Source organism: Streptomyces sp. SDr-06, from assembly GCF_003324565.1.
GTDB lineage: Bacteria > Actinomycetota > Actinomycetes > Streptomycetales > Streptomycetaceae > Streptomyces.
Genome location: NZ_QOLA01000041.1, coordinates 1 through 24606, shown reverse-complemented (window position 1 = coordinate 24606; position 24606 = coordinate 1). Strand labels below are relative to the sequence as shown.

Annotated in this window: 24 protein-coding genes and 1 tRNA gene; 13 read left to right on the top strand and 12 right to left on the bottom strand. The window is 70.7% G+C overall.

The window, feature by feature from the left end:
* Nucleotides 1-107 precede the first annotated feature (107 nt).
* Nucleotides 108-566, top strand: coding sequence for a pyridoxamine 5'-phosphate oxidase family protein (locus tag DT019_RS37865; protein ID WP_114041546.1), 459 nt, complete (start codon nt 108-110; stop codon nt 564-566).
* 261 nt (nt 567-827) lie between these two features.
* Here the strand turns inward: DT019_RS37865 and DT019_RS37860 are convergent, their stop codons facing one another.
* The 3 genes from DT019_RS37860 to DT019_RS37850 form a co-directional block, all read right to left on the bottom strand.
* Nucleotides 828-1526, bottom strand: coding sequence for a nucleotidyltransferase domain-containing protein (locus tag DT019_RS37860; RefSeq protein ID WP_114041545.1), 699 nt, complete (start codon nt 1524-1526; stop codon nt 828-830).
* 384 nt (nt 1527-1910) lie between these two features.
* On the bottom strand, nt 1911-2585 hold the full coding sequence (locus DT019_RS37855) for a DUF4232 domain-containing protein (RefSeq protein WP_114041544.1): 675 nt from the start codon (nt 2583-2585) through the stop codon (nt 1911-1913).
* A 369-nt stretch (nt 2586-2954) separates the two neighbouring features.
* Complete coding sequence (locus DT019_RS37850; RefSeq protein WP_114041543.1) at nt 2955-3245, bottom strand: hypothetical protein; 291 nt, start codon at nt 3243-3245, stop codon at nt 2955-2957.
* Between the two features lie 88 nt (nt 3246-3333).
* Between DT019_RS37850 and DT019_RS37845 the strand changes: the two genes are divergently transcribed.
* Nucleotides 3334-3807: a MarR family winged helix-turn-helix transcriptional regulator gene (locus DT019_RS37845; protein ID WP_223279967.1), complete on the top strand. Its 474-nt coding sequence runs from the start codon at nt 3334-3336 to the stop codon at nt 3805-3807.
* A gap of 445 nt (nt 3808-4252) precedes the next feature.
* On the opposite strand, the gene DT019_RS37840 is transcribed toward DT019_RS37845, so the two are convergent.
* The gene (locus tag DT019_RS37840; protein WP_114041541.1) at nt 4253-5104 is read right to left on the bottom strand and encodes an oxidoreductase; all 852 of its coding nucleotides are present in this window, start codon (nt 5102-5104) and stop codon (nt 4253-4255) included.
* Nucleotides 5105-5310: 206 nt separating this feature from the next.
* Between DT019_RS37840 and DT019_RS37835 the strand changes: the two genes are divergently transcribed.
* Nucleotides 5311-6183 carry a helix-turn-helix transcriptional regulator gene (locus DT019_RS37835; protein WP_114041540.1) on the top strand — a complete coding sequence of 291 codons (873 nt, stop codon included), beginning with the start codon at nt 5311-5313 and terminating at the stop codon, nt 6181-6183.
* Between the two features lie 171 nt (nt 6184-6354).
* Nucleotides 6355-6771 (top strand): RidA family protein, encoded by a 417-nt coding sequence (locus DT019_RS37830; protein WP_114041539.1) that lies wholly within the window; start codon nt 6355-6357, stop codon nt 6769-6771.
* A 199-nt stretch (nt 6772-6970) separates the two neighbouring features.
* On the opposite strand, the gene DT019_RS37825 is transcribed toward DT019_RS37830, so the two are convergent.
* On the bottom strand, nt 6971-7330 hold the full coding sequence (locus tag DT019_RS37825; protein WP_114041538.1) for a DoxX family protein: 360 nt from the start codon (nt 7328-7330) through the stop codon (nt 6971-6973).
* Nucleotides 7331-7940: 610 nt separating this feature from the next.
* On the opposite strand from DT019_RS37825, the gene DT019_RS37815 reads away from it, so the two are divergent.
* Entirely contained in the window at nt 7941-9107 is a 1167-nt protein-coding gene (locus DT019_RS37815; protein ID WP_114041537.1) for an amidase, read from the top strand.
* Nucleotides 9108-9460: 353 nt separating this feature from the next.
* On the opposite strand, the gene DT019_RS37810 is transcribed toward DT019_RS37815, so the two are convergent.
* Nucleotides 9461-10042 carry a hypothetical protein gene (locus tag DT019_RS37810; RefSeq protein ID WP_114041536.1) on the bottom strand — a complete coding sequence of 194 codons (582 nt, stop codon included), beginning with the start codon at nt 10040-10042 and terminating at the stop codon, nt 9461-9463.
* Between the two features lie 700 nt (nt 10043-10742).
* On the opposite strand from DT019_RS37810, the gene DT019_RS37805 reads away from it, so the two are divergent.
* On the top strand, nt 10743-11420 hold the full coding sequence (locus tag DT019_RS37805) for a DUF4232 domain-containing protein (RefSeq protein ID WP_114041535.1): 678 nt from the start codon (nt 10743-10745) through the stop codon (nt 11418-11420).
* 179 nt (nt 11421-11599) lie between these two features.
* Here DT019_RS37805 and DT019_RS37800 read toward each other — a convergent pair whose 3' ends face one another.
* The 4 genes from DT019_RS37800 to DT019_RS37785 all read right to left on the bottom strand — a co-directional run bounded on the left by DT019_RS37800 (nt 11600) and on the right by DT019_RS37785 (nt 14353).
* Nucleotides 11600-12091 carry a hypothetical protein gene (locus DT019_RS37800; protein ID WP_114041534.1) on the bottom strand — a complete coding sequence of 164 codons (492 nt, stop codon included), beginning with the start codon at nt 12089-12091 and terminating at the stop codon, nt 11600-11602.
* A 321-nt stretch (nt 12092-12412) separates the two neighbouring features.
* Nucleotides 12413-12940 (bottom strand): hypothetical protein, encoded by a 528-nt coding sequence (locus DT019_RS37795; protein WP_147267408.1) that lies wholly within the window; start codon nt 12938-12940, stop codon nt 12413-12415.
* A gap of 240 nt (nt 12941-13180) precedes the next feature.
* The gene (locus tag DT019_RS37790) at nt 13181-13594 is read right to left on the bottom strand and encodes a DUF4267 domain-containing protein (protein ID WP_114041532.1); all 414 of its coding nucleotides are present in this window, start codon (nt 13592-13594) and stop codon (nt 13181-13183) included.
* A gap of 312 nt (nt 13595-13906) precedes the next feature.
* Nucleotides 13907-14353 carry a DUF1772 domain-containing protein gene (locus DT019_RS37785; RefSeq protein ID WP_114041531.1) on the bottom strand — a complete coding sequence of 149 codons (447 nt, stop codon included), beginning with the start codon at nt 14351-14353 and terminating at the stop codon, nt 13907-13909.
* A 91-nt stretch (nt 14354-14444) separates the two neighbouring features.
* On the opposite strand from DT019_RS37785, the gene DT019_RS37780 reads away from it, so the two are divergent.
* Together DT019_RS37780 and DT019_RS37775 are read left to right on the top strand one after the other, a co-directional pair.
* Nucleotides 14445-15029 (top strand): TetR/AcrR family transcriptional regulator, encoded by a 585-nt coding sequence (locus DT019_RS37780; protein WP_114041530.1) that lies wholly within the window; start codon nt 14445-14447, stop codon nt 15027-15029.
* A gap of 141 nt (nt 15030-15170) precedes the next feature.
* On the top strand, nt 15171-15593 hold the full coding sequence (locus DT019_RS37775; RefSeq protein WP_147267407.1) for a DUF6924 domain-containing protein: 423 nt from the start codon (nt 15171-15173) through the stop codon (nt 15591-15593).
* 167 nt (nt 15594-15760) lie between these two features.
* Here the strand turns inward: DT019_RS37775 and DT019_RS37770 are convergent, their stop codons facing one another.
* Nucleotides 15761-16531: a polysaccharide deacetylase family protein gene (locus DT019_RS37770; protein WP_114041528.1), complete on the bottom strand. Its 771-nt coding sequence runs from the start codon at nt 16529-16531 to the stop codon at nt 15761-15763.
* Nucleotides 16532-16812: 281 nt separating this feature from the next.
* Here DT019_RS37770 and DT019_RS37765 point away from each other — a divergent pair, with 281 nt between their 5' ends.
* The gene (locus DT019_RS37765) at nt 16813-17715 is read left to right on the top strand and encodes a hypothetical protein (RefSeq protein ID WP_114041527.1); all 903 of its coding nucleotides are present in this window, start codon (nt 16813-16815) and stop codon (nt 17713-17715) included.
* A gap of 335 nt (nt 17716-18050) precedes the next feature.
* On the top strand, nt 18051-18242 hold the full coding sequence (locus DT019_RS37760; protein WP_114041526.1) for a hypothetical protein: 192 nt from the start codon (nt 18051-18053) through the stop codon (nt 18240-18242).
* Here DT019_RS37760 and DT019_RS37755 read toward each other — a convergent pair.
* On the bottom strand, nt 18232-21342 hold the full coding sequence (locus tag DT019_RS37755) for an AfsR/SARP family transcriptional regulator (RefSeq protein WP_114041525.1): 3111 nt from the start codon (nt 21340-21342) through the stop codon (nt 18232-18234). The genes DT019_RS37760 and DT019_RS37755 overlap by 11 nt on opposite strands.
* A 337-nt stretch (nt 21343-21679) precedes the next feature.
* Here DT019_RS37755 and DT019_RS37750 point away from each other — a divergent pair, with 337 nt between their 5' ends.
* The 3 genes from DT019_RS37750 (at nt 21680) to DT019_RS37740 (ending at nt 24269) form a co-directional block, all read left to right on the top strand.
* A complete protein-coding gene (locus tag DT019_RS37750; protein WP_114041524.1) occupies nt 21680-22729 on the top strand; it encodes a DMT family transporter in 1050 nt (349 codons plus the stop codon).
* Nucleotides 22730-22868: 139 nt separating this feature from the next.
* A complete protein-coding gene (locus tag DT019_RS37745; RefSeq protein ID WP_114041523.1) occupies nt 22869-24050 on the top strand; it encodes a M20/M25/M40 family metallo-hydrolase in 1182 nt (393 codons plus the stop codon).
* A 145-nt stretch (nt 24051-24195) separates the two neighbouring features.
* A tRNA-Met gene (locus DT019_RS37740) sits at nt 24196-24269 on the top strand.
* The last annotated feature ends 337 nt before the right edge of the window (nt 24270-24606 follow it).

Sequence of the window (24606 nt, the reverse complement as noted above, 5' to 3'; positions counted from 1 at the left end):
TACGGAAGTTGGCCGATGAGGCCAGTGCGAGGCGGGCCAGTCGGTACCGGCCCCGGATTGGTCGACGTTCATGAAATGGGAGACCGGCCACCGACGTTGCAGCGATCATGACTCAAGGACCAACGCCCCGCCCCCTGTCCGACGAAGCCCTCTCCGAGCTGCTCGGCCAGCAACAGTTCGGCACCCTCGCCACCGTCAAGCGCAGCGGGCACCCCCATATGACCACCATGCTGTACAGCTGGGACTCCGAAGCTCGCATCGCGCGGTTCTCGACAACGGCCGATCGGATCAAGGTCACACACCTGCGGCACAATCCTCGGGCTGCGCTGCACGTGCGGGGCAACGACGTCTGGTCGTTCGCCGTCGTCGAGGGCGGGGCTGAGGTTTCCGACATCACCACGGTCCCCGGTGACGCCATCGGTCGGGAGCTGCTGGCGATGATCCCCGAGGCCGCGCGGCCTGAGGACGAGGCCGTATTCCTCGAACAACTCGTGACCGAGCGCCGGGTGGTCATCCGGTTGAAGGCGGACAGGTTGTACGGAACAGCCCTCGACATCGAGGGTTAGCGGGAGGCGGCACTCCCGTTCTGTTCGGTGTCGGCCGCGCGACCGATTGATCGGTTACGCAGGCGTCAGGAGCCCGCCCTGCGAGCGGGCCCACGGGTCTCACGGACGCGACCTGCCGGTGCAGTTGATCGGCCCGACACCAAGGAGCGCGGCTTTATCGCAAGCCCCGGAACTCGCGCGAGCGCGCCTGCGTGGCTCACGGCCGACCTGCGGTCGCTGGTCGCCGCCCCGCCACGGGCGGGGCGGCACCGCTGCGCCGACTCACCGAATCGCGTACCCGTCCCACAACGGACCGCCAGCCAGGTCCAGCACCTCTGCCACCACCGCGACAAAGCCCGTCACATCCCCGGCGATCGCCTGGGGGACGGTCGCGGACAACGCCCGGTGCACCTCGGGGTCGGCCGCGGCCAGCCGCCGTGACAGCCACTTGCCTGAGCCGAGCCAGTGTCCGCCGACCAGGAGGACGAGCTCCGATGCGCGCTGGAGCAGGTGCGTAACCAGGTACGTCCGCTCGGCAGGGTCCGTGCAACCGCGCAGGTCGTCGAGCAAGTCCGACAGGATGTAGCGCTGGTAGTCCCGCTCGCGGTCCGTGAGGGGCGGCGGGCCCGCCGCCAAGCGCTGCCGCGCCTCGTCCTGGAGCGCGGCGCCGAGCCCATCGGTGTCTACGAGAAGCATGCCGTCAGCGCACATCGCGAGCAGCGGTGAGCTCCGCTTCACTGTCTCCTGGTCGGCGAAGCTGCGCCAGTCCGCTTCCGTCTGCACGAACAGCTCCACTGGCCAGCCGCGGTACACCAGGTTCTCCCGGCTGGGAGCGGGCGGCCCGTCCAGGAGGACCACGATGTCCAGATCAGAGGTGGGAGTGCGGCGGCTGGTCAGCACGCTGCCGGCGAGGAAGGCCGCCCGGGCGGAGGGAAAGCGGTCCGTCACCAGTTCACGGGCGGTCAGTATGGGGTCGTCCATGAGCGCAGCGTACGTGCCGACGTCTGTCCCGCTGGGTGCTGTGCGGGGGCAGCGGGCTCGTCGCGCCACGGTTGATTGCGGAACTGTCTACGGGGTGGACTCGGGCGGCCGCGCCAGCCAGATCCGGGTCCGCGCCCCGCCCCCACGGGTGACGGCACCACCGACGTGATCGCCGGTCTCAGCGCCGCCCCCGACGCCTGGCCCGGCAGCACCGGAGCGGCCTCGCTCCGTGACGTCGACCCAGACCTGCGATGCGAACCGTTGTAGCCCACCCTCAACGGACCTGGCACAACTCACCCACCAGCCCAGCCGCGTACCACCCAAGTCGACAGGAGACCTGTCACGTTGGGACAGCGGCGGGCTCATGTTCAGCAGTCGCGGGGGTCACTTGCCACTGCCGGTGTGGTAACCGACCGGGTCGACGTACACGTCGGGGGCATTGCCGGTGCCGGCGGCGATGGTGATCTTCAGACCGTTGAGGTCCATGACGTCGAAGACGGTTTCGTTGGGCGGAGTGACGGCGAGCTTGGTGTAGGTCTTGCCGGAGCCGCTGCTGTCGGGGATGTAGTGGAGGAGGAAGCGGGTCTCCTCGCCGGGGGCGATGGTGGCGGTGGCTGCGGTGGTGTCGGTGTGTGCGGCGTCGGGGCCCTTCTCGCCCAGGCCGCCGGGGCCCAGGAGCTGCACGCCGGGGAAGCCGTGCATGCTGCAGGTGGCGGAGCCGGTGTTCTTCAGGTTGACGACGATCTCGTTCTTGACCCCTGCGGATGCGGCGCTGAAGGCGAGGTGTTCGGTCTTGCACGTGGTGCCGGAAGCCGTGGATTTCCGAGACGCGGCCTTGTTCCCAGCGCTGCTGCTGCCACTGGAGCCGGATGCAGAGGTCCCGCCGTTGGCGCTGGAGGAAGCGGTGGCCGTGCCCTGGCCGCTCGTGGAACTGCTCGCGGCAGCCGGGGTGCTGTTCTGGGCGGCCGCACTGGAACCGTCGCTGCCGCCGCACGCGGTCAGCGAGAGGGCCGCCGAGGTGACGACCAGGGCGATGGTGGAGATCTTCCTGACACGCATATGCACTCCCGCGAAGCGTTGTTGTCCGGACGGTTCGAGAACCATCCGGACCGTTGTCGCTTCCAGAGAGGCCTGTGCCCGGGCGGGCCGTTGCGGCATGGGTTGGATCAAGACACCGCTGTGACAGGCGAGTCGACGAGCCGTGACCCGCACTCGGGAGCAACAGGACGAACCTGGCGAAGCGCAACGCCCGGGGCGCTCGATGACCGCCCCCTCAATGCCTCCGCCCGTCCCATCACCGGCCGATAGCGGGCTCTGGACACCGTCGCGCCGACGGGCCGACCACCGTGAACAGAGCCCGCGCCAGGTGAAGCCGCCCAGCTTCCGCAGCAGGCCGCTCCGGCTTCGACTCGGGCCGCACCCGCCGCGCTACGCGCCCTCGGCGAGGATCTGCTCCACCAGGGGCGAGCGGGGCTGGAAGACCTTGAGGAGGCCGATGGTGCGCAGGGCGGGGGCGAGTTCACGCATCTGCGTGACGAGGGCCGCGTGCTCGGGCGTGCCCTCGGTGAGGTCGTCCAGGCGTACGGCGTTGGCGACGAACGCGGCAACCGACCCCTTGCGGACGGTCATTCCGTTGATCGCGGTCGAGTCGACCCCCTCGGGCAGGACGTCTTCGGGGCGTACGGCGGGCTGGTGCGGGTTCGTGGACGAGTGCGACATGACCATCCTTAGCGTGTGGAATGCACGTGCTTTCTGCACGCATCTGAAGATAGCAGGACTCCGTGCTTTTTGCACGTACCATCGAGGCGTGAGGAAATCGACGCATGACAGCGGGTCCGCCGCCCGAGTGGCCGCGGCCATCGGGGCACTGACCCTGCGGGCCACCCGCGCCGGGCTCTACGGCCGGCTGACCTCCGGGGTGGAGGGTGTGGACGCCACGACGTACCCGGTGTTGTCCGGGATCGCCCGCGTGGGTCCCGCCACGGCAACCAAGCTCGCCGAGGCGATCGGCATGGACCGCACCGTCACCACCCGCTACGCGACGAGGTTGCAGGAAGCCGGACTGATCACCCGCCATCCCGACCCGGCCGACGCCCGCGCCACCAGGCTGGCCCTCACCGCCGAGGGCGAGCGCGCGGTCACGGCGATGCGAGGGGCCATGGAAGCCTTCCTGGCCGAGGAGATGGCGACATGGCCGCCCGGTGAGGCCACCGCCTTCGCCGTGCGACTGGAGCGCCTGACGGACGCACTCGCCCAGGGCGAGACCGACCGGCCGGGCTGACGCGGGTTGCGGGGTTCAAGGAAGTGGGAGGGGTGGAACACGGGCTGCCCGAGCTGAGTCGCCAGCGGACCACCGCACACCCATCCCAGCCCAGCCCCCCACCCAAAGCCGCAGGCTCGGCGGACGCGGGCTCGCGACGTGCGCGATGGGGCCGGGCTGGCGGGCTGCACTGTGGCACTCAACTATGCCTGGACGCCGGTTGGGCCGTAACCACCCCCGCGCAGACCAGGGAGACTTGCCGTTCTCCCGTGCTGGTGGCCCCGTTCCGGCCCCATCACCTGGACCCTACGCGGCAGCACTGACAACCCGGCCGGAGTGTGAGCCCGCGGGCGGATGCGGACCGGCGGCTGGGAGCCGGATCCGGCCCTGTCGGGTCATGAGCGGGCCGGACGGGGGACGACGGCCGCCGTCCATGCCACGCGCCCGGGCTCGACGGCGAGCAGTGTCAGGCAGGCTGACTGACGTTGTCGAAGTCGGTGGAGGCCGACAGCTCCGCCCATTCCCGCAGGTCGCGCTCGAAGGCTTCACGTCCGGCCCGGACCAGGCGAAGCGCGTCGGGGCCGAGCAGCAGGCGGGCCGGGGGCCGGCCGGCCGCCACCATGCGCAGCACCGCGGCCGCGGCCTTGTCCGGGTCGCCCGGCTGCTTCCCGTTGCCGTTGACGCGCCGGGCACGCAGCGGCTCGAACAGCTCGTCGTAGTCGGCGATCGCACGAGGTGCGCGGCTCATCGAGCGACCGGCCCAGTCGGTCCGGAAGCTGCCCGGCTCGACGGCGGTGACGTGGATGCCGAAGCCCGCGACCTCCTTGCCCAGGGTTTCGAGGATGCCCTCCACCGCGAACTTGCTGCCGTGATAGAAGCTGAGGCCGGGCATGGTGATCAGCCCGCCCATCGAGGTGACGGCGATGATGTGGCCCGAGCGGCGCTCCCGCATGTGCGGCAGCACGGCCTTGATCACCGCCACGGTTCCGTAGACGTTCACCTCGAACTGACGGCGGAGGTCGTCCATCGACGACTCCTCGAAGAGGCCGTCGTGGCCGTACCCGGCGTTGGCGACGAGCACGTCGACCGGTCCCAGTTCGCGCTCGGTCTCGTCCACGACCGCGTCCACCGCCGCGTGGTCGGTCACGTCCAGGAGGCGGGCATGCGCGTCGCCTGCGAGCGCCTCGAAGGCCTGTGCGTCGGCGGGCGTGCGCACCGTGCCCACCACCCGGTGGCCCTCGGCCAGCGCGGCGCGTGCGAGTGCGCGGCCCAGGCCGGTGCTGACGCCGGTGATCAGGAATGTCTTGGTGTCCGACACAGGAGTTCCCTTCGTACGATGCGAACGGAGGCCAACGCGGGCCAGCAGCAGCCCGGTTGGTCTCGACCCGTTCCACTTCAGCACCGCAATCGGCCGCCGATCGGTTTGCGAGGGGTCCGCTTCGCCCCGGGGACGACGGGACCGGGGGTCTGCCAGTCCCCCCTTCGCGGGCCGTCTGGGCGATCTTGGGCCCTATCGTGAAGGGCATGGACCGCAACACAGCTCTCGGTGAGTTCCTCCGCTCGCGGCGGGCACGGATCACCCCGCGCCAAGCGGGTCTGTCCGACGACGGCGGCTCCCGGCGCGTGCCAGGGCTGCGCCGCGAGGAGATCGCGCAACTGGCGGGCGTGAGCGTCGACTACTACGTACGCCTGGAACGCGGACGCCGGGTGAACGTCTCCGAGACCGTCCTGGACGCCATCTCCCGCGCCCTGCGCCTCGATCCCGTCGAACGCACCCACCTGTTCCAGCTCGCCAAGCCCGCCGCGGGCAGGACCCGCCGCACGGCGACACGTCCGCAGCCGGTCCGCCCGGGGCTGCGCGACCTGCTGCGGATCCTCGACCACACCCCCGCCCTCGTCCTGGGGCGGCGACTGGACGTGCTCGCGTCCAACCCGATGGCACGTGCCCTTCTCACGGACTTCGAGGCGCTGCCACACCGCGGGCGGAACCTCGTGCGGTTCATGTTCACCGACGAGACCGCCCGCTCCCTGTACACCCACTGGGACACCCACGCCCAGGACATCGTCGCCTCGCTCCGGCGCGACGCCGGACGCCACCCCCACGATCCGCTCCTGGCCGAACTCGTCGGCGAACTCTCCATCACGGACGAGGACTTCCGCCGCTGGTGGGCCGACCAGAACGTGTACCGGCACACCCATGGCAGCAAGCACTTCCACCACCCGATCGTCGGCCCGCTCACCCTCAATTACGAGTCCCTCACCCTGCCCGCCGACCCCGACCAGCGGCTGAGCGTCTACACCGCCGAGGCGGGCTCCAGCTCCGAGGAGGCTCTGCGGTTGCTGGACGCCTGGATTCGACGGCCCGAGCCCTCGCAGGGCGAGCACGCAGATCGATAGGCACCCGCCGGTCCGTCAAAGCGGCCACCGTGATGGCATCGCGAAACCCCGGGGCCTGCTGACCTTCGGGAATGGAACGCGGCATCCCATGGCTGTTGTGCATGATCACGCCGAGCGGCGCATTGAGCTGTACGGCCACGTGAGTACGGAAATTGAGGGAGCGTCAGCAGCATGCCCGATACACAGCCCACAGCCGAGCGGATACGCGTCTCCGCGGAGCCCGACTGGTACGCGTCGGCCGGTATCTCGCTCGGCATCCGAGTCGGGAACATAGTCTTCACATCCGGACAGGCCCCCATAGACGCCCAGGGGGCCACGGTCGGAGCCGGGAACTTCGAGGCGCAGGCCCGCCAGGCGCTCGCCAATCTGTCGACGGTCCTGACGAACGCGGGCTCCAGCCTCGCCGATGTCGTCAAGGCGACGGTGTTCGTCACCGACATCACGCAGCAGGACGTCTACGCCAAGCTGCGCGCGGAGCACTTCCCGGACAGGCCCCACCTCGCGGAGTCGCTCGTGGAGGTCTCCTCCCTCGCCGCCCCCGAGTGGATGATCGAGATCGAGGCCATCGGACTCGTCCGGGAGGGCTGATCATCGCAGGGCTGCTGCACACACACAGCAGTTCTCAACTGGGCCGCCAACCACATGATTTGACCTATACGTGTACGACCTTCTGCACGGACGCCGTTGGGGCTGCCGACGCCGCTGCCGCGGCGGCGTCGGCGGGCCTTCCGGACATGGCCCTCGTCGAGGCCGGGGCCGCCTCGCCGCGGTCGAGGACAATGCTCGATCACAGCCGGGTGGCCAGCCCCATGGTCGCGGCCGCGGTGATGGTGAGACCGGCGTTGAGTGCGATCCGTCGGTCTCCGCCCGTCAGATGGACGGCGATCGCGCCGACCTGTAGGAGCAGCAGGCCACCGGCCGCAGTCGGCGCCAGCGAGTAGGCGATGCCCGTCAGCGGCGGCAGGACCAGACCGATCGCGCCGAGTATCTCGACCGCCCCCAGGGCCCTGATTGCAGGCAAGGATACGCGATCGACCCAGGCCATCATCGGTCGGAGCTGATCGCGGCTGCTGACCACCTTCAGGGCCCCGGCGTAGAAATAGAAGAGCGCGAGCGTTCCCGCGACGAACCAGTAGACGATGTTCATGATTCCCGTTCATGGGATCCCGGTTCACGGAGACCCCTCGATTGCGTTGATTGCCAGGTGGCGTGGTGAGGGGCCGGTTGCCAGCGCGTGCCGGAAGGGCCGCCGCCCTGTCCAAGGGGGGCAGCCTGACCGTGCAGTGCCGTCGGCCTCAGAGGAGAAGGGTTGGCGAGATCGACCGCGTAACGGCCCCTCACCCCAACGGTGTTGGGGCGCGGCGTCAGAAGAGGCTTCCTCGTCCGTGAACTGCGTGGGGCCGGACGCGTCGCGTCGAGCGTGGTGATCCTGCGGCAGCGGTCCCGAGGTGGAGCGGGGGCGGACTCGGCGACCAGGGCGGGCCTGCCGCCGGTCTTCGCTTTCATGGTCACCAGTGCACCGCCGGGAACCTACCGGTGTCCAAGACCCATCCCGCAGCGCCGATACCCCGTAGGTATTGCTGGAGCGTGGAGCTACGGAGGCTTCTGGCAGCGCGCGACTCCGATCCGGACCACCCGGATGCATGGCAATGCCCGTTGGCCCCAGAATGTTTCGCTCCTGACGACGGCGCCGCGCGCGACACCGTCAAGAGACGCAGCGGCCCCGCACACCCGTCACCGCCCGAGGGAGGGGCCTGATGCTCACCGATGGGCTGTACACAACCCTGTCCGCAACTGAGATCGGCGAACGGGTCGGCCAGGGTGAGTTCACGGCCTGCGAGGTCGTCGAGGTTGCGCTGGCGCTGATCGCCGAACGCGATGGTGCAATACGCGCGTTCACCGACGTGTGGCCCGGTCGGGCCCGGGCCTGGGCCGCCGAGGTCGACGCCGCCGTTGCGCAGGGCGTCCGGTTGCCGCTGGCCGGGGTGCCGATCGGCGTCAAGGCCGGCGAAGGGCCGGACTCGGTGCAGAACCGGCGGCTGGCCGCCGCGGGCTGCGTGCCGATCGGTGCGACCTCGGTGCCCCGCGGCCGCACCGCCTGGCGGACCTACGGAGATACCGACCGCGGCCCTACCTTGAATCCCCTCACCCCCGCCTGGTCACCGGGTGGTTCGTCGGCGGGGTCCGCGGCCGCCGTCGCGGGCCGCCTCGTCCCGCTCGCCAGCGGATCGGATGGGGCCGGGTCGGTGCGCATCCCCGCGGCCTGGTGCGGCATCATCGGGTTCAAGCCCACCAACGGGCGGCTGCCGGCTCGTGACCGGGCGGGCCTGAACACCCCTGGTGTCCTGGTACGCACTCCGCTCGATGCCGCCGCCTACCTCCACGCCGTCGCTTCCGCCGACGCTCCCGCTCCCCTGCCGCGGCCGCAGCCGCAGCCGCTGAGGGTGCTCTGGACACCCACCCTGGGGTACGCGGCCACGGACTCCGCCATCGCCGACACCGCCCGCAGAGCCCTGACCCGGTTCACCGCAACCGGCCAGTGCCGGATCGTCGACCACCCGGTGGAACTGCACGACCCCGCACCGGCCTGGGCCTCTCTGCGTGCCGGTACGCGGGATGCGGTCACCGATGCCCTGATCAGCGCCAACGCGCAGCGGCTTCGGTCGGCTTTCGAGCAGACCGACCTCATCGCCACGCCCACCGTGCCGCATCCCCCACACGGCCACGATGGCCCGGGAACCCGCATGAATGTCGCGCTCACCTGGGCATTCAACCTCTCCGGCCACCCCGCGCTGACCCTCCCCGCCGGCCTGACCCCCCGCGGCGAACCGGTCGGCCTCCAGTTGGTTGCTCGCCACCATGCCGACGCCACGCTTCTGAACACGGCCATCTCCATGAGCGCCTTTACACCGCCTCTGCTGTGAAGGAGCGCGCTGCGTCTTCCGCCCCTGGAGGCGTTGGTCGTGCCCTGCTCCGGAACGGGGTGCCATGGCAGGGCGTCGCCCCCTGCCCTCCTCACCCCGTAGCGCGCTCAGAGCGTCTTCCACAAGCACCAGCGTGGACGCTCACGCCGGATCGCGACTTCCTCAGCGACGACTGAACACCGCGTCGGGGCGAAAGCCCGTAGCCGGGACGGGAGTTGCGGGCTCCCGGTCCCTGAAGGTCAGCTCCCCCGCCGCCCCGGCGACGCCCGATTCTCTGGAGGCTTCCCCGTGTTCTCTGCGCCCTGCGTAAGCCCGCCCCGTGTCTGGCGGCGCAGAGCGGGAGGGACGCACCGTCACGACGGACTCGCAGTGCGAGACTCTTGGGTTGTCCCGTAGCGGCGTGCGGTCACGAGGAGGCGCTGGGCAGTGCGGGTGCTCACGTCGTAACGCTCGGCGAGCTCGGCCTCGGTGACGTCTGGGCGCCGGCCTGCCGCGGCGCGGGCAAGCTCGGCCGCGACTTCCGCCTCGCGGGCGGCAGTGACCGAGCGGCGCACGCCGGTCCGCTCGGGCTGGTGGCGGTTCGCCTCCAGGCGGGCCATGACGGTGGCGCGGCGCCACCATCGATGCCCGTGGCGTTCTTCCCCCTCGTCGAGGCCACCCGTTTTGCCGTAGGCGCGGACGGCCTTTGGGGAGACACCGAGCACGACGGAGGCCGCGCGGACGTTCAGCAGATCGCCGGGTTGCGGCGCGAACGATTCGGGGCGGGGCGGGATGGGCCGGCCCGCGATGAAGGCGAGGGCCTGCTCCTCGTCGTACAACTTGAGGCGCTCCTCCGGGTTCATGACCTTGACCCGGGCGCGGAAGTCGACGGCGTGGCGCATCCGCCAGGCGTGGAGCGTCAGGCCCATCCTCTCGGCGATGTCGGCCTCCGTCATGGCACGGCGACCCTGAGGAATGATCATTAGGCTCAGTGATCCAATCTGATGGCGCGGACGGGTGCTGTCCAAAGCCTGCCGTACCTGTGGCTCTCCGAGAGCGCCCGCGTCAGCCTTTTGAGTGGTTGCGGCCGGATGACCGCATGTCCCCCTCGCGGCCACGGGAGCGGCGGGCATGGCCGCATCACAGTGGGCCGCTTTGGCGCCAATTGCGGTAATCGGCATAGGAGTTGAAAGAACGGCCGGAAGGGGCAAGCAGTTCACTGCGGCAGATGGAGGCGGCGCGGGGCCGAGCCGGGCCCGGTCGTCCACGCTGTCACCACCTTCGTGAGCAGCGCGCTGTCCGCGGCGCCGTCTGGCCCGACGTGAGGGCGTGGTGGTGTTACACCGGCACACGCACCAGGGGGGCAGGCCGCCCCGGGGCCAACCCCGGCCTGCGTCCCGGGTGCGGGCGGTATTGCCTGCTCAGTGGCCGCGCCCCAGCGCCATGGGCCTGCTCGGCGAGCGGGGCCACGGCCGTTCACGGGCGGAGGATGGCGCCCTCAGGGGCCCCGGTGATCATGTCACCAGACGGTGACAACGGTGTCGTGGAGCGACAACACCCCTGTCCCCGCGGCGCACAGCCTGTCCATAGTGATCGAGCACCCACGAACGAGCCGAAACGGTTCAGCTCCAACTACGCGCTTCCAAGGGGTACTTCATGTACGGCAACCGCCGCAAGGCCATCCTCGTCTCCGCCGCCCTCCTCAGCAGCACCCTGCTGATGACCGCATGCCAGAACGGTGACGACAACGCCGCGCAGGGTCCCGCCACCGGTACCCCCGCCGGGAACACCGCCGCCCCGGCCACCGGCGGCAGCCAGGGCAGCGGAAGCGACTCCGCGGGCAAGGCCTCGGGAGGAAGCAACTCCGGAAGCAAGGGCTCCACCGCGGGAACCGGATCCAGCGCGGGCGGTGGGAGCGGGTCGGGCAAGAGCACGTTCTGCAAGACGAAGGACCTGGCCATCGACGCCGCCAACGCCGCGCCCGACAAGACCTCCGGCAGGATCAACGTCACGATGATCAACCGAGGTTCGACCACCTGCTCCGCGACGGGCTTCGCGGGTGTCGACATCAAGGACGCCGACCACACCTCCACCCCCATCGAGCGCGGCTCCGCCCAGCCCCGCATCACCACCCTCAAGCCTGGCGACGCCGCCGTCTTCGACATCGCGTACACCATCGACACCAGCGGCAAGAGCCTCAGCCACCCCACCAACATCCAGGTGACACCCCCGAACGAGACCCACAGCGTCACCCTGAACTGGCCCACGGGAGCAGGACAGATCAAGGGCTCCTACGGCGACGTCCAGGTCTATCCCACCCACACCACCAACTAGCCACCACGACCACGGCGTCTGTCGTCAGGGTGCATGCCGAACGCGCCACGCGGGCGACTTCCCAGCCCCACCCATTCCTCGGAGCCCCCGGTCTCGGACATCGCGTCGGGGTGTAGCCGACCACGGGCTCGGAGGGCGCGGATGGCGGGACCTCACAACCGGTACTGAACCTGTCCCCCTCAGACCCCAGCCGTACAGAACACGCACGCCTCCCAGAACGGCAGCGCGTCGAGCACCCGGTGGCGGACACAGGATGCCATCGCTGCCTCGTCCGGCCCTGGCAGGACGTCCGTGCCCTGCGCGGTCGCGGGGTCGAACTCCTCCACCATCGCCCGGTACGTGGTCAGGTATCCCTCGACGCGGGCCGGCTCATAGGTCAGGTCCCCCCACCGGTGACGAGAGAGCGCCAGATCGAGGACGCGCAGCAGGAAGTCCTTGGCCGCCGCCCGCTCCGGCGGCGTGGCTCCCCAGTCGAGCTCCGCCAAGTCGAAGCCGACCATCCCGCGGCCCATCACGTTCTGGTCCTGCAGCGTCAGCAGAGCGGCGAAGCGGAAGTCCCACGGCTTGTGGGCCAGCGCGGACACGGCGAGCATCAGCACATCCACAAACACCGCCGTGCCGCCATTGGTCATCTCCAGACACCGGCCCTCGCCGCCACGAAACGTGTTCATGTCTTGAGGGTAGAGAGTGGGGCGATCTACATCTGAACGGCGGGGGCAGCGGCCACGAAACGGGACTTCGCCAGACTGTCCAGCGGGTTGGGGCTGCCTCAGATCTCCGTCCTCCGCACGCTCCCCTAGCGGAAACGCACCGAGGGTGGCCGGATTCGGGCCAATCAGGCTTCTGCCGCCGGACGTTGCGGCTTCGCGATCACCACCTGACCGGATCGGGGCCCGTGCCGTGTCCCCGCTCCCCGGCTGCCGCCCGGAGGCCTTCTCACGCAGCAGGTAAGGCCTGCTCCAGCTTCGAATGGCGTCCACCGGTGCACCGCGCTACCCCACCGCCGCACTGGCCAGGACCGCATCGGCCACGCGACTGTCGGTCGATTCGGGCGACTCGGTGACGCCGAGCAGGAAGGCCGACTGGTCACTGCTCTGCGCGATGATCGTCAGACGCAACCGCCCTGCCCTCCCGGTGTCGTCAAGCACGCTCAGTACCACGGTGTACGCGGGACGGCCGCTGACCGTCGTGGGCCGGGACTCCTGCACCGTCGCCTTGCTGTCCGGGTAGAAGAACTCGGCATTGGACCGCGCCGCCGTCTCCGTTCGCTGCTGCAGGGCGGGCTCGTCGAGGGGTGCGGCGCGACCGGCGAGCACGACGGCTCCGCCGTGGCCGTCGGGCCCTTTCGTGGCGATCGAGGAAGTGAAGGCCTGGATCAGGCCCTTACTGTCGTTGCGCTTCCAGCCCTCGGGTATGGCGTACGAGAGGCGGGCCGCGGTGTCCGTCACACGCGGCCGCCCCGCCAGCGGGGAGTCGTTGTCGTCCTGGGTCACCCACCATGCCGTCGCGGCGAGCAGCACCACAAGGAGCGCAACGGCGATCCAAGTGCGCCTGGTACGCCGCCGCGCGGGCGGAATCGGCGGGGCAGGGGGCAAGGGAGGCACGTACACGGAGGGCGGTGTTGTCATGGCCCCAGCTTCCGGCTTCCGGCCGGGTACGGTCCTGAGCGGTCGTACTCAGTTCCGTACTCAGGTGGTTACTGGCGCTCAGACCCAGCCAGCCATCCTCGTGAGGGGAGTCTCGATCGGAGTGCTCGCGCGTCAGGCGGCCCGCGCCGCAACGGCCGCGACCTTGGGGGTCTCACGCATGATCAGCAGGCCGTTGAGCACCATCAGCGTCGCTGTCAGGCCATGGACGCCGAGCGCGGTGGCCACGGAGCCGTGGTGGCTCAGCACGGTCGTCATGTCACCGTACGCGGCGAGGGCCTCCACCAGCAGCACCCAGCCCAGCGCCCGGCGTTGACCCGTCACCAGCAGGACGCCCAGGACCAGGGCCATGACGACGTCGCGGATTCCCTTGATGACCAGGAAGCCGCCTCCGTCGCCGGACGGCCAGCTCGGCAGGCCGAAGCCCGGCGCCGTCGTCTGCGGGCTCAGGATGAACTCCGTCCCGAACCAGAGGATGAAGAGAATGAAGGCGGCGGCCAGGACGGTATTGATCTTCTTCAGCGACATGGGTCGTCTCCTAGCGAGTCTTCGCCGACTTGGTGAACTTCGGGGGCTTGCTCTGTCGTCTGGTCCTCGATCCGGCCGCGCGGGCGCGGCTGATCGAGGGGTATGGCTCGTGCGCGGGCGCGGCTGTGGGATCTGAGCGGAGGCCGTGTTGCCGGATGCTCCGCGGTCGCCACTCGCCGCTCCCGGAGCAGGGGTTGTACGCCGTCGGCGCGGGTCGGCCCGAGCAACGAGGTACGAGGCGCTCTCGGGCTCACGCCGGGGCGGGAGGCGACGCAGGCGGGCCAACCAGCCTGCGCCTTACCGGACTTGGCGTCAGACCAGGGCCGCGACGAGCAGGGTGAAGGCGGCGATGATGACCGCGACGCGGCCGTAGTGCCAGCGGTTCCAGCGGTTCATCTGCTCCTTCCAGTCCTCGGGACGGTTCTCGGGGGTCCATGTCTTGCCCTGGTTGTTGATCGGGACGAGCACCAGCAGCGACATGATCACGCTGACGATCAGCAGCGCGACGCCGGCGACGACCAGGCCGGTGCCCTCGTGGTGCCAACCGGCGACAGCCCAGAGCGCGCAGAGGACGACCGACCCGATGTACCAGAACGGCATGAGGGCGCCGAGCATCCGGCCGCCGTGGCTGCGGCCCAGCTGACTGGCGTCGTCGGGGAGTGCGTTGAAGATCGGGTTCATGACGAAGGCGACGGAGAACTCCACCCCCACCAGTAGGCCGACGACCACGGTGGTGACGACCTCAAGCGCGTTGAGCATGACAACCCCTCCAGATTTCTAGCACTGCTAGCCGTTGAAGTAACGCTAGACCTGCTGCCGCTCTCCTGTCTAGCGGTGCTAGGATCGAGTTATGTCGGTAAAGGAACGCAAGGAGCGGGAGCGGGCGAGCCGCGAGCGGCTCATCGTGGCGACGGCCCGCGAACTCGCCGAGCAACAGGGCTGGGACGCGGTCACCACGCGTCGGCTCGCCGAGCGCATCGAGTACAGCCAGCCCGTCCTCTACAGCCACTTCCGCGGCAAACGGGAGATCATCGGCGCTGTCGCCCTCCAGGGCGCCGGCGAGCTGGCCGTCGCGCTGCGGGCCGCGACCGCGACCGCCGCCGCGGACGGACAGCGTGCCCGCGTCGCCGCACTCGCCCGCGCCTATCTCGACTTCGCCGAGCACCACCCGGCGGTCTACGACGCCCTGTTCCAGCTCGACGGCGGCCTGGCCTACGCACAGGAGGACACCCCCGAACCGCTCAAGGACGCCTTCGCGGCCCTGCTGGAGTGCCTCGCCGAGGTCGCCGGGGACGGCGTCGAGCCGGGGCTGTTCACCGAGGTGTTCTGGGCGTCCTTGCACGGGATCGCGACGCTGAGCCGGACGGGTCGGCTTCCGGTGGAGTACACCGAGCAGCGGGTGGAGCTGCTGGTGGACCGCCTCGCCGTGCTCTGACCCACCGCGACGGCACCTTGGGACGGCCGAACCCGCTCGGCGGGGCCGACGTGCTGGCCCATGCCCGGAGGTCCCGATGCCGTCGGGCGGCGCGGACCGGAGCAAGGAGCGATGTCAGTGCCGGGTGAGAGGCTCAGAGACATGCCTCTGCCTCAGCCCGACGATCTGAATTCGCTGGTCCTGCGTACTGACTTCAGTGACGAGGTTGCCTGGGATGCGGTGCGTACCGCGCTCGACGCAGCTGACGAGTACTCCCACGCCACCTTTGTCAGCGACGTCCGCTTCGACCGCGTGAGTGTCCAATCCCTGCTGGACGAAGAGTCCGCGGCTGAGGAGGACGACCAGATCACCTACCTGTTCGTGGCCGACTCCACCACGATGACGGATCCCGACCGTCCGCTCCTGGCCGTGGACCTCGCGGACGAGCCCGGGCGAACCGTCAGGGTCCCGCCTCAGTGGTTTCCCGACATCTCGGCCAACCTCAGCCTCGGGAACATGGACTTCGCGGAATTCGCCGACGCCGCTGACGACTCGGGAACCTTCCGCGGCTTCGCCCAGGACTGACCGGGGACGGCGAAAGGGCCGGACCGCAACCGGTCCGGCCCTGAGCCGCGTGCAGGCCGGGGGCATCCGCCGGTCCCGCACCGCCGGTCCCGCACAGGGCCGATACGCGGCCCCAGTTGCACCCAGGGCCGATACGCGGCCCCGTATCACTCCGGCCGTACGCGCGCTCAGTGCACCGGGAAACCGAAGGAGTAGCCCTGCTGCTTCAGCTGGGGCAGCAGGCGGCGCAGGGCCGCCACCGTCTGGGTCCGGTCGCCGCCCGCGTCGTGGAAGAGGACGGTCGGGCCGTTGTGCAGCTCGCGCTCGACCGTGGCGACGATGGCGTCCGTTCCGGGCCGTTCGAAGTCCTTGCTGTCCACGTTCCAGCCCAGCGGGCGCATGCCCCGGGAGGCGGCGAGATCGCGGCTGTAGGGAGTGAAGGCCCCACCGGGTGCCCGGTAGTACATCGGCCGCACTCCCCCGGACGCCTTGGTGATCATGCTTTCGGCGTCGAGTATCTGCTGCGACTGGTAGGCCTCGGGCTTCTTGTCCATGCCGGTGTTGTGCGACACCGTGTGGTCGCAGAGCCGGTGCCCGGCCGCCACCACCTTCTTCACGAGATCCGGGTGGGCCTGGGCCTGCGTACCCACCATGCAGAACGTGGCCTTCACGCCGTACTCCCGCAACAGGTCCAGCACTTTGGGCGTCCACACCGGGTCGGGGCCGTCGTCGATGGTGATGTTGATGCCGCGCGGTCCGGCGTCCGAGGAGTGCGCGATGGTCGTCTCGACCGGCTTGACGTCGCCGCCCGGCGTGGCCGACGCGGCCGCCTTGGGTGACGAGTCCGCGGAACCGGCCTGCGCGGTCCAGACCGAGGCGCCCGTGGCGAGCATCGTCACGCCGATCGCCGCCCCGATCACCTTGCCGTACCAGCCCCGCCTGCCGTCGTGCCGCGCCATGTCCGCCTCTTTCCCGCAGTCCTTCGCCGATCCCGGTCACATCGCAACCACTTGATGGGATGACGGATCGCGGACGGGGGATGCCTCCGTTACAGATCTCGGACAATTCCGGGAGATTTCACGGACAACTCGCCGCGGGCTCCGCCCGGATCCGGACCGCGCCACGGGCTCGGACTCTCCTGCCCGGCGTGCTCTCGCATCGGTACGGGACCCAAGCGGGACGCCGACGGGAAGAGTTGGCGGCACCTTCCCTGCATGCCTTGTGCTGGGAGGAGAACGCGATGAGCGGGAACGTGCGGCGGGTGTTGCTCGTGCTGCCGGAAACGCGGGTACTGGAATCGGTCGCGGTCCTGGGGCTCGACGCGTGGCTCGTATGGGACGGCCGTCAGGGCCCACCCCCTCACGTGGAGCCCGCTGAGCGGCAGTTGCTGGGTGACATGGACGACGTCGGCGCTCTGCGCACCCTGCTCGTCGAGACCGCGCGCGCTTTCGGCATCACGCACATCCTGTACTTCGGCGACCTCCCCGGGGCCCGACTAGCTGTCGGACTGGCCCTGCTGGAGCTGTACCCGGGGCACGGCCGAGCGCTTGAGGGGCTCGCCGATCCGGCCGTTCTGCGGCGCGTGCTCAACCAGGGCGGGGTGTCGGTGGTACGGGCCGTACGGGTCTCGTCGGTGGTCGCCGCGCTGTCCTGGGCCGAGGGGTTCCCGTACCCCTTCGTCATCAAGAGCGGCGCGGGACGGGGCCGGGGCGAGGTCATCCGGAGCAGGTCCCAGTTCGACGCGTGGGCGCGGCGGTCCCCCCGCATGCCGTGCGTCCTGGAGGAGCACCTTGCCGGGTCCGAGGTGGTGGTGGAGACCTTCAGCCATGCGGGGATGCATGAAGTGATCGACGTAACTGCCGTGCGCGGCAAGGCGGTTGAACCTCTCATCGACGCCCCTGGACAGGTGGTGACGGCACGGACCGTCGTGCGCGCACTGCTCGACCTCGTGGGGCTCGAGTTCGGTTTCGTACGGACGTGGGTGGTGCTGACCCCGGCCGGGCCCCGTATCGCGGAGGTGGAGGTGGCAGGGGGTTCGGTCCCTTCGGCGGCAGCGTACGGCACCGGGCGGGACGTCGTCGTGGATGTGCTGGGCGTGCTCGCGGGGCGGCCACCGAGCGGGCCGTGGCTCTTGTCCAGGTGAGGGTGGTGGATGGCGGGGCCGGAGTCTTGCCGTCGACTGCCCTTCCTGTCCGGGGCGTGTGGACCCGGGACGACCTCGTTGGTTGGCCGACTGCCGGTCCGGGGCTCGGCAGCCTCGTCGCTCCCGCGAGCGGCGGCATCATCTCCGCCACGGCCTCCCTCCCGGCAGCACCCGCCGCAACGGCCCTCCCTCGTCCGTTCCCCCCTCCCCCGGGCCGGTGCGGGAAGGGCCGGGGGATCCGTCGGGAACGGGGCGGGATCGGTTCGGGAAGGGGGCGCAGCAGCATCTGTGGTGTCACAGCGGTCAGCACCACTTCTCACCTGAAGGACGACACCATGCGCAGCTCCCTCACCAAGTTCGTCGGCGTCTTCGCGGCGGCCGTTCTCGCTCTGGGGCTCGGCGTCGCCGGTGCGGTCTCGCAGGGTTCTGGTGCACCGGCGCTCGCGGACAGCAAGGGGCCGACCTCGGTGCTGGCCGACAGCATGGGCCCCACCGTCGTCGTGCAGTCGCTGCCCCTCAGCAGGTGAGCGGTGCGGCGGGGCCTTGCATGAGGGCGCTCAGTTCGTCGGCGGCCGCGCGGTAGCGGGCCGCCGACGCCGGGTCGGCTGTCGCTTCGGCGGTTTGGGCCAGGCCGTACAGGGCGCCTGCTTCCTCGGCGCGGTAGTGGATGGCGGCGGCGAGTTCGAGCGCGTGGCGGTGCAGCGGCGCCGCCCGCTCGTGCTCGCCGCGTCGTGCGTGGAAGCGTCCGACGAGGTTCTCGACCTTGGCCTGCCGGGTGGGGGTGCCGCTCGCGCGGGCCAGCCGCAGGGCCTCGTCGGCGTACCGCGCCGCATCGGCGCCGCCGAAGCGGTCCTCCACCTCGGCGGACAGGGCGAGGGCGAGGGCGACGTCGCCCGGCGGGCTCGACGGGTGGCAGCGTTCACGGGCCCGGCGCAGGCAGTCGCGGGCCTCCGCGTGGGCGCCGAGGCCGACGTGGGCGAACGCCAGGTCGGTGAGGGCCATGACATGGCTGTCGCGGTAGTCGAGGCGGTCGTGGACGGCGAGGGCGGCGCGGGCCATGTCGGCCGCTTCGTCGTATCTGCCCCACTGTGCGTACAGGGTGCTGAGGTTGGTGAGGGTCTCGGCCTCGGCGCGCGGCACCCCCAGTTCCTGCTCCAGGGAGCGGGCACGCTCCAGGCGGGGCAGGGCCTCGGCGTGCCGGCCGAGGACGGTGAGGAGGAGCCCGATCGTGGACTCGCCGTGTGCCTCGGTGAGCTGGTCGCCGAGCTGGGCCGCGATGTCACGGCCTTCGGTGGCGGCCTGGATGCCCTCTTCGAGGTGGCCGAGTTTCCAGCACGCGACGCTGAGGTTGGACAGGGTGACGCCGAGCACGGCCAGGTCGTCGGTGCGGCGGGCCGCGGTGGCGGCGATGCGGCTGAGGTCCTTGTACTCCTGGAAGCGACCGAGCGCGTTGAGCCGGAACACGATGTTGCGGGTGAGGCTGACGGTGTGCCGGTCGAGGCCGTGCCGGTCGGCGAGGGACACGGACGCGACGAGGCTGGTGTGCTCGTGGTCGAACCAGCGCCGGGTCTGCTCCATGTCCGTGAAACGAGGCAACTCCCCTTCGTAGGGCGGGAGTTGGGTGGGGCGCTGGTTGCGGCCGGGGAACAGGCAGGTGCAGGCCGCCTCGGTCGCGGTCAGGTAGTAGTCGAGCAGGCGGCGTACGGCTGCCGCGTCGTCCTGCTGGGTGGCGGGCCGGCTCTGGTCCTGCGCGAAGGTCCGTACGAGATCGTGGAAGCGGTAAAGGCCGATGTCGGGCTGTTGCAGCAGGTGGACGTCCAGGAGGCGTTCGAGGACCGACTCGGCGCCGCGCGGGTCGGTGGCGAGGAGGGCGGCCGCGGCGTACGCGTCGATGTCCGCGCCGGGATGCAGTCCAAGGACGCGGAACGCCGTGCGGTGTTCCTCCTCCATGGCTTGGTAGGAGAGCTGGAGGGTGGCGGCGACGCTGCGTTCGCCCGCGCTCAGTTCCTCCAGGCGGTGGGTCTCGTCGCGCAGCCGGTCGGCGAGGTAGCTCACCGTCCAGCGCGGCCTGTTGCGCAGGCGCGCGGCGACGATGCGCAGCGCGAGCGGGAGCCTTCCGCACAGCTGCACGAGGTCCTCGGCGGCCTGCGGTTCGGCGGCGACGCGGGCCCGGCCGAGCACCTCCTCCAGGAGCAGGGTGCCGTCCTCGGGCGACATGGGGCCCACCGAGATCCAGGCGGCGCCGTCGAGATCGACGAGGCGTTCGCGGCTGGTGACCAGCACGAGGCAGCCCGGTGCGGCGGGCAGCAGCGGCAGGACCTGGGCGGCGTCCGCGGCGTTGTCGAGCAGGAGCAGCACACGCCGGCCCGCGAGGGTGGAGCGCCAGCGTGCGGTGCGGCCCGCGAGGTCGTCGGGGATGTGGTCACCGGGGGTGCCGAGCGCGCGGAGCAGCGTGTCGAGTGCCGCTGCGGGCATCACCGGACTCTCGCCGGGGGTGAACCCGCGCAGGTCGATGTGGAGTTGGCCGTCGGGGAAGTCGGCGGCGGCCCGGTGGGCGGCGTGCACGGCGAGGGAGGTCTTGCCGCTGCCGCCCATGCCGTCGATCGCCACGATGCCGCCGGTGCGGCCCGGTTCGCCGGGGCCGGTCATGGCGGCGTGGAGCGCGGCGAGTTCCCGTTCGCGGCCGGTGAAGTCCGCGAGGCCGTACGGCAGGGTGCACGGCGCCTTGGGCGACTCGGCTTGTCCCGGGGGTGGCGTCGGCGTCTCGGGCTGTTCCGGGCGGTCCCTTCGCTCCGCCGTCCCGGCCGGTTCGGCGGCCGAGGCGGAGTGGGCGGGTGCGGGGGTGGGTTGCCGCTGCGGTGCCCGCAGTTCGGGCGCCTCGCGCAGGATCGCCTCGTACAGGCCGCTGAGCCGGGAGCTGGGGTCGATGCCGAGTTCCTCGACGAGGAGGTCGCGGACCTTGCCGTACTCCTCCAGGGCCTCGGCCTGCCGTCCGCCGCGGTACAGGGCGAGCATGAGGTGACCGCGCAGGGTCTCGCGCAGGGGGTACCGCGCGACGAGGTCGCGCAGGTCGGCCACGAGTTCGCCGGTCTCGCCCGCCGCCAGACGCAGCTCGGCGAGCTGTTCGGCGGCGGCGACGCGGCGTTCTTCCAGGGTGGTCGCGACGGATTCCAGGAGGTCGCTGCCCGTGCCCGACAAGGCGGGGCCGCGCCACAGGTCGAGGGCCCGGCGCAGCGCGTCGGCGGCCTGGTCGGGCTGACGCTCCTCGGTGGCGCGGGCGGCCCGGCGTACCGCGGCGCTGAACTCCGTGAGATCCAGCTGACCTTCGCCGAGGACGGCCCGGTAACCGGGGCCGTCGGTGACGACGATGTCACCGCCGCCCGGTATGCGTCGGCGCAGCTCGGCGACGGCCTTGCGCACCTGGTGGGTGGCGGTCGCGGGCGGGTCGTCGTTCCAGGCGGCCTCGACGAGGCGGGTCACGGGAACCGTGCGGCCCGCCTCCAGAAGAAGCCCGGCCAGGACGCGCTCGTGGATCGCTCCGCCGAGTCGCAGACGCTTCCCGTCCGCCCAGCCCTCCAGCGGACCCAGGACGTTGAAGCGCGGTTCCCCGCTGTCGTACGTCGTCATCGTTCCCCCGTTCCCCTCCGACAAAGTCCTGGTCAGAGGCTCGCCCGCGATCATAGGGCTGGTCCGCGAGGCGGTACAGGGCCGTCTTGGCAGGTGAGCCGGGCACCCGTTCCTGCCTGGCTCCCGCCGCCCGGGCGCCCGGTGGTGGCGGGGCGGGAGCGAGGCGGTACCGGATCGGGAGCGGTGCGAAGGAGTCTTCAGTCGTCGAAAGCGCCCGGACGACGGGGCGGGATCGGCCGCCTCCGACGGTGACTGCGTCGCGGCGGCCCCGCCCCCGTCCGGACACCACGCGCCGCCGACCGCCCTTCTGCCCCGCCGACAAGGAACGAGAAACACCGTGGCCCTCGATACGAAAGCCCCCGAGACGGATTCCGCGGGTACGCCGTCCACCGCCCCGGCGCGGTCCGCGAAGCGCTCGCTCGCTCTGTGGCTGGGGCCGATCCTGGCCACGGCGGCCACGCTGATCTGGTCGGGCAACTTCGTCATCGCACGCGCCCTGCACGAGACGGTCCCGCCGGTCCAGACCGCGTTCTGGCGGTGGACGATCGCGATGCTGGCGGTCGCGCCGCTGGCCGCCGCGCAGACCTGGCGGCAGCGGGCCCTGATCCGCAAGCACCTGGGCTTCCTCACCGTCGCGGCCCTGCTCGGCGTGACCCTGTTCAACACCCTCATCTACCAGGCGGGCCGCAGTACTTCGGCCACCAACCTGGCTCTCATCGCCGCCACCTCGCCCGCGATGATCGTCGGGTTCGGCGTGCTCACCGGCGGCGAACGCGTCACACGACGGCGCGCGGCCGGTCTGGTCATCGCGCTCCTCGGAGTGATCGCGCTCGTCAGCAAGGGCTCGCTCTCGGTCCTTCTCGGCATGCAGTTCTCCACGGGCGACCTGCTGATGCTGCTGGCCACGGCGACGTTCGCCGGATACAGCGCGATGGTGCGCCGCAAGCCGCAGGGGCTGACCGGACTCGCGTTCCTCTTCACCACGTTCGTCCTCGGCACGCTGATGCTGGCACCGGTGTACGCGGTGAGCCTCGCCACCCAGGGCGGCTTCACGCCGAGCGGCGGCACCGTCGGAGCGCTCCTCTACATCGGAGTGTGCTCGTCGGCCGTCGCGTACTTCACCTGGAACAAGGCCATCGACCTGATCGGCGCCACCCGCGCCGGGTTCATCTACTACCTGCAGCCCGTGTTCGTGGCCGTCGTCTCCTTCTTCGCCCTCGGCGAGCCGACGACGCCCATCCAGATCGCCTGCATGGGCCTCATCATCGTGGGCATCGCGCTCGGCTCGGGCGCCACCGCCAAGCGCGCCGCGTCGGCCGCAGCCGATGCCGAGCCCGCCGAGTCCCCTGCGGCCGACCGTCGGGGCCCGCGCTCCACGAGGGCCTGACGTCGGCCATCCGATCGGGACGCCCCGTCGTCCCTCGAACGCCCACCGGCGTTTGCCCCCTTCCACTCAGCGTCCCACGCGACTTCCCACGCAACTTCAGCTCAACTTCCGCTCAACGAACAGGATCAGGAATACCGCCATGTCCTTCCCGACCATCAACGCCGAGCGCCTGCTGTCCGACCTCACCCACCTCGGTCAGATCGGCGCCGACCCCAGGGGAAGCCTGTACCGGGTGGCCGGCTCCGCCGCCGATCTGGCCGGGCGCGACTGGATCGACAAGACGATGCGCGTCGCCGGGCTCCACACCTGGCGGGACGAGATCGGCAACGTGTTCAGCCGCCGGACCGACAGCGAGGGTCCCTGGCTGCTCATCGGCTCCCACGCCGACACCGTCCCGGGCGGCGGCCACCTCGACGGGGCGTACGGAGTGATCGCGGCCATGGAGGTCCTGCGCACCCTGCACGAGGCGAACCACCCCGCCGCCGACTACCTGGAGACGGTCGCGTTCTACGACGAGGAGGGGGTCACCCTCCAGTCGAACGGAGGCCTCGTCGGCTCGACGGCCCTCAGCGAGAACCCCCACGTGCAGGAGCTGATGGGCTACCTCGAACTCCACGTCGAGCAGGGCCCCCGCATGGAGCGCGCCGAACTGGACCTGAGCGCCGTGACGGGCATCGTCGGGGTGCGTCGCTACCTGGTCGAGATCGACGGCCAGGAGAACCACGCGGGCACCACGCCGTTCGAGCTGCGCGCCGACGCGGGGCGGGTGGCGACGCGCTTCGGAGCGCTGGTGCGGGACGTGTGCCGGAACATCGACGCGACCTCGATCGGCAACGTGGGCTCCATCGTCCTGGAGCCCAACGCGCCGAACGTGGTACCGGGCCGGGCCACCGTACAGGTGGAGGTACGTGCGGGCTCCGAGAAGGCCCTGGACGGGATCGAGGCGCTTCTGGGCGAGGAGTTGCAGCGGATCGCAAGTGAGGAGAAGTGCACGGCCGGGCTGCGTACGACGTCGGCGAAGCCGGTCGCGGAGTTCGACACGCGGCTCGTCGACACGGTGGAGCAGGTCTGCGTCCGCAACTCCGAGCGCTTCGAGCGGATGCTGAGCTACGCCGGGCACGACGCCAGCGTGATGAGCACGAAGGTCCCGACGGCCATGATCTTCGTGCCGAGCACGGGCGGCTACAGCCACTCCAACCTGGAGCACACCCCGGACGAGCAACTGGTCCTCGGCACCCAGGCGTTGCTGGAGAGCGTCGTCGCGGTGGTGAACCTGATGCTCGCGACGGACGTGTCCGAGCGCCACTCGCTGGCCGCCTGACACCGGGCGCGACACGGGACGCGCCTGATGGCCCTGGCCCCCGCCGGCAACGGCGGGACCCAGGGCCTTCGCGTGCTCGGGTTGGCGGTCGTGGCTGGGCGCGGGACGGCGCGCGTGTTCGATGCCGTAGGGTGGGGTTCACCGACGCGGGGTGGAGCAGCTCGGTAGCTCGCTGGGCTCATAACCCAGAGGTCGCAGGTTCAAATCCTGTCCCCGCTACTGCATGGAAGAGGCCCGGATCCCTGGTGGATCCGGGCCTCTTCGTTCTGGGCGTACGGCGATGCTCCGGCCCCGCCCGTATGTGTCGGACATACCGAAGGGGCCCGGGCCGCTGTGTGCGGCGGGGCCCTGTTGCGGTTCGCGGGTTGGCGGCTTCGCGGTGGGTGTCGGTCACCCGACGGCCCCTCAGGCAGCCTTGGTCTGGGTGGCCTGGGCGTGGCGGAGGGTGCGGAGGATGAGCCACTGGTCGCCCCAGGCCATGGCGGTGCCGATGACGGCCATGGCGATGCCGAGGGTGAGCTGTCCGGTGGCCGCGCCGAGGGCGAGGCCCGCGACG

What these genes read in the sequence shown, in the direction of transcription:
- DT019_RS37760 (WP_114041526.1), top strand. Translation starts at nt 18,051, where the DNA reads ATGCGCAGCTCCCTCACCAAGTTCGTCGGCGTCTTCGCGGCGGCCGTT.
- DT019_RS37830 (WP_114041539.1), top strand. Translation starts at nt 6,355, where the DNA reads ATGCCCGATACACAGCCCACAGCCGAGCGGATACGCGTCTCCGCGGAG.
- DT019_RS37765 (WP_114041527.1), top strand. Translation starts at nt 16,813, where the DNA reads ATGAGCGGGAACGTGCGGCGGGTGTTGCTCGTGCTGCCGGAAACGCGG.
- DT019_RS37790 (WP_114041532.1), bottom strand. Translation starts at nt 13,594, where the DNA reads ATGTCGCTGAAGAAGATCAATACCGTCCTGGCCGCCGCCTTCATTCTC.
- DT019_RS37775 (WP_147267407.1), top strand. Translation starts at nt 15,171, where the DNA reads ATGCCTCTGCCTCAGCCCGACGATCTGAATTCGCTGGTCCTGCGTACT.
- DT019_RS37770 (WP_114041528.1), bottom strand. Translation starts at nt 16,531, where the DNA reads ATGGCGCGGCACGACGGCAGGCGGGGCTGGTACGGCAAGGTGATCGGG.
- DT019_RS37825 (WP_114041538.1), bottom strand. Translation starts at nt 7,330, where the DNA reads ATGAACATCGTCTACTGGTTCGTCGCGGGAACGCTCGCGCTCTTCTAT.
- DT019_RS37855 (WP_114041544.1), bottom strand. Translation starts at nt 2,585, where the DNA reads ATGCGTGTCAGGAAGATCTCCACCATCGCCCTGGTCGTCACCTCGGCG.
- DT019_RS37800 (WP_114041534.1), bottom strand. Translation starts at nt 12,091, where the DNA reads ATGAACACGTTTCGTGGCGGCGAGGGCCGGTGTCTGGAGATGACCAAT.
- DT019_RS37835 (WP_114041540.1), top strand. Translation starts at nt 5,311, where the DNA reads ATGGACCGCAACACAGCTCTCGGTGAGTTCCTCCGCTCGCGGCGGGCA.
- DT019_RS37780 (WP_114041530.1), top strand. Translation starts at nt 14,445, where the DNA reads ATGTCGGTAAAGGAACGCAAGGAGCGGGAGCGGGCGAGCCGCGAGCGG.
- DT019_RS37810 (WP_114041536.1), bottom strand. Translation starts at nt 10,042, where the DNA reads ATGACGGAGGCCGACATCGCCGAGAGGATGGGCCTGACGCTCCACGCC.
- DT019_RS37815 (WP_114041537.1), top strand. Translation starts at nt 7,941, where the DNA reads ATGCTCACCGATGGGCTGTACACAACCCTGTCCGCAACTGAGATCGGC.
- DT019_RS37865 (WP_114041546.1), top strand. Translation starts at nt 108, where the DNA reads ATGACTCAAGGACCAACGCCCCGCCCCCTGTCCGACGAAGCCCTCTCC.
- DT019_RS37850 (WP_114041543.1), bottom strand. Translation starts at nt 3,245, where the DNA reads ATGTCGCACTCGTCCACGAACCCGCACCAGCCCGCCGTACGCCCCGAA.
- DT019_RS37785 (WP_114041531.1), bottom strand. Translation starts at nt 14,353, where the DNA reads ATGCTCAACGCGCTTGAGGTCGTCACCACCGTGGTCGTCGGCCTACTG.
- DT019_RS37755 (WP_114041525.1), bottom strand. Translation starts at nt 21,342, where the DNA reads ATGACGACGTACGACAGCGGGGAACCGCGCTTCAACGTCCTGGGTCCG.
- DT019_RS37805 (WP_114041535.1), top strand. Translation starts at nt 10,743, where the DNA reads ATGTACGGCAACCGCCGCAAGGCCATCCTCGTCTCCGCCGCCCTCCTC.
- DT019_RS37745 (WP_114041523.1), top strand. Translation starts at nt 22,869, where the DNA reads ATGTCCTTCCCGACCATCAACGCCGAGCGCCTGCTGTCCGACCTCACC.
- DT019_RS37860 (WP_114041545.1), bottom strand. Translation starts at nt 1,526, where the DNA reads ATGGACGACCCCATACTGACCGCCCGTGAACTGGTGACGGACCGCTTT.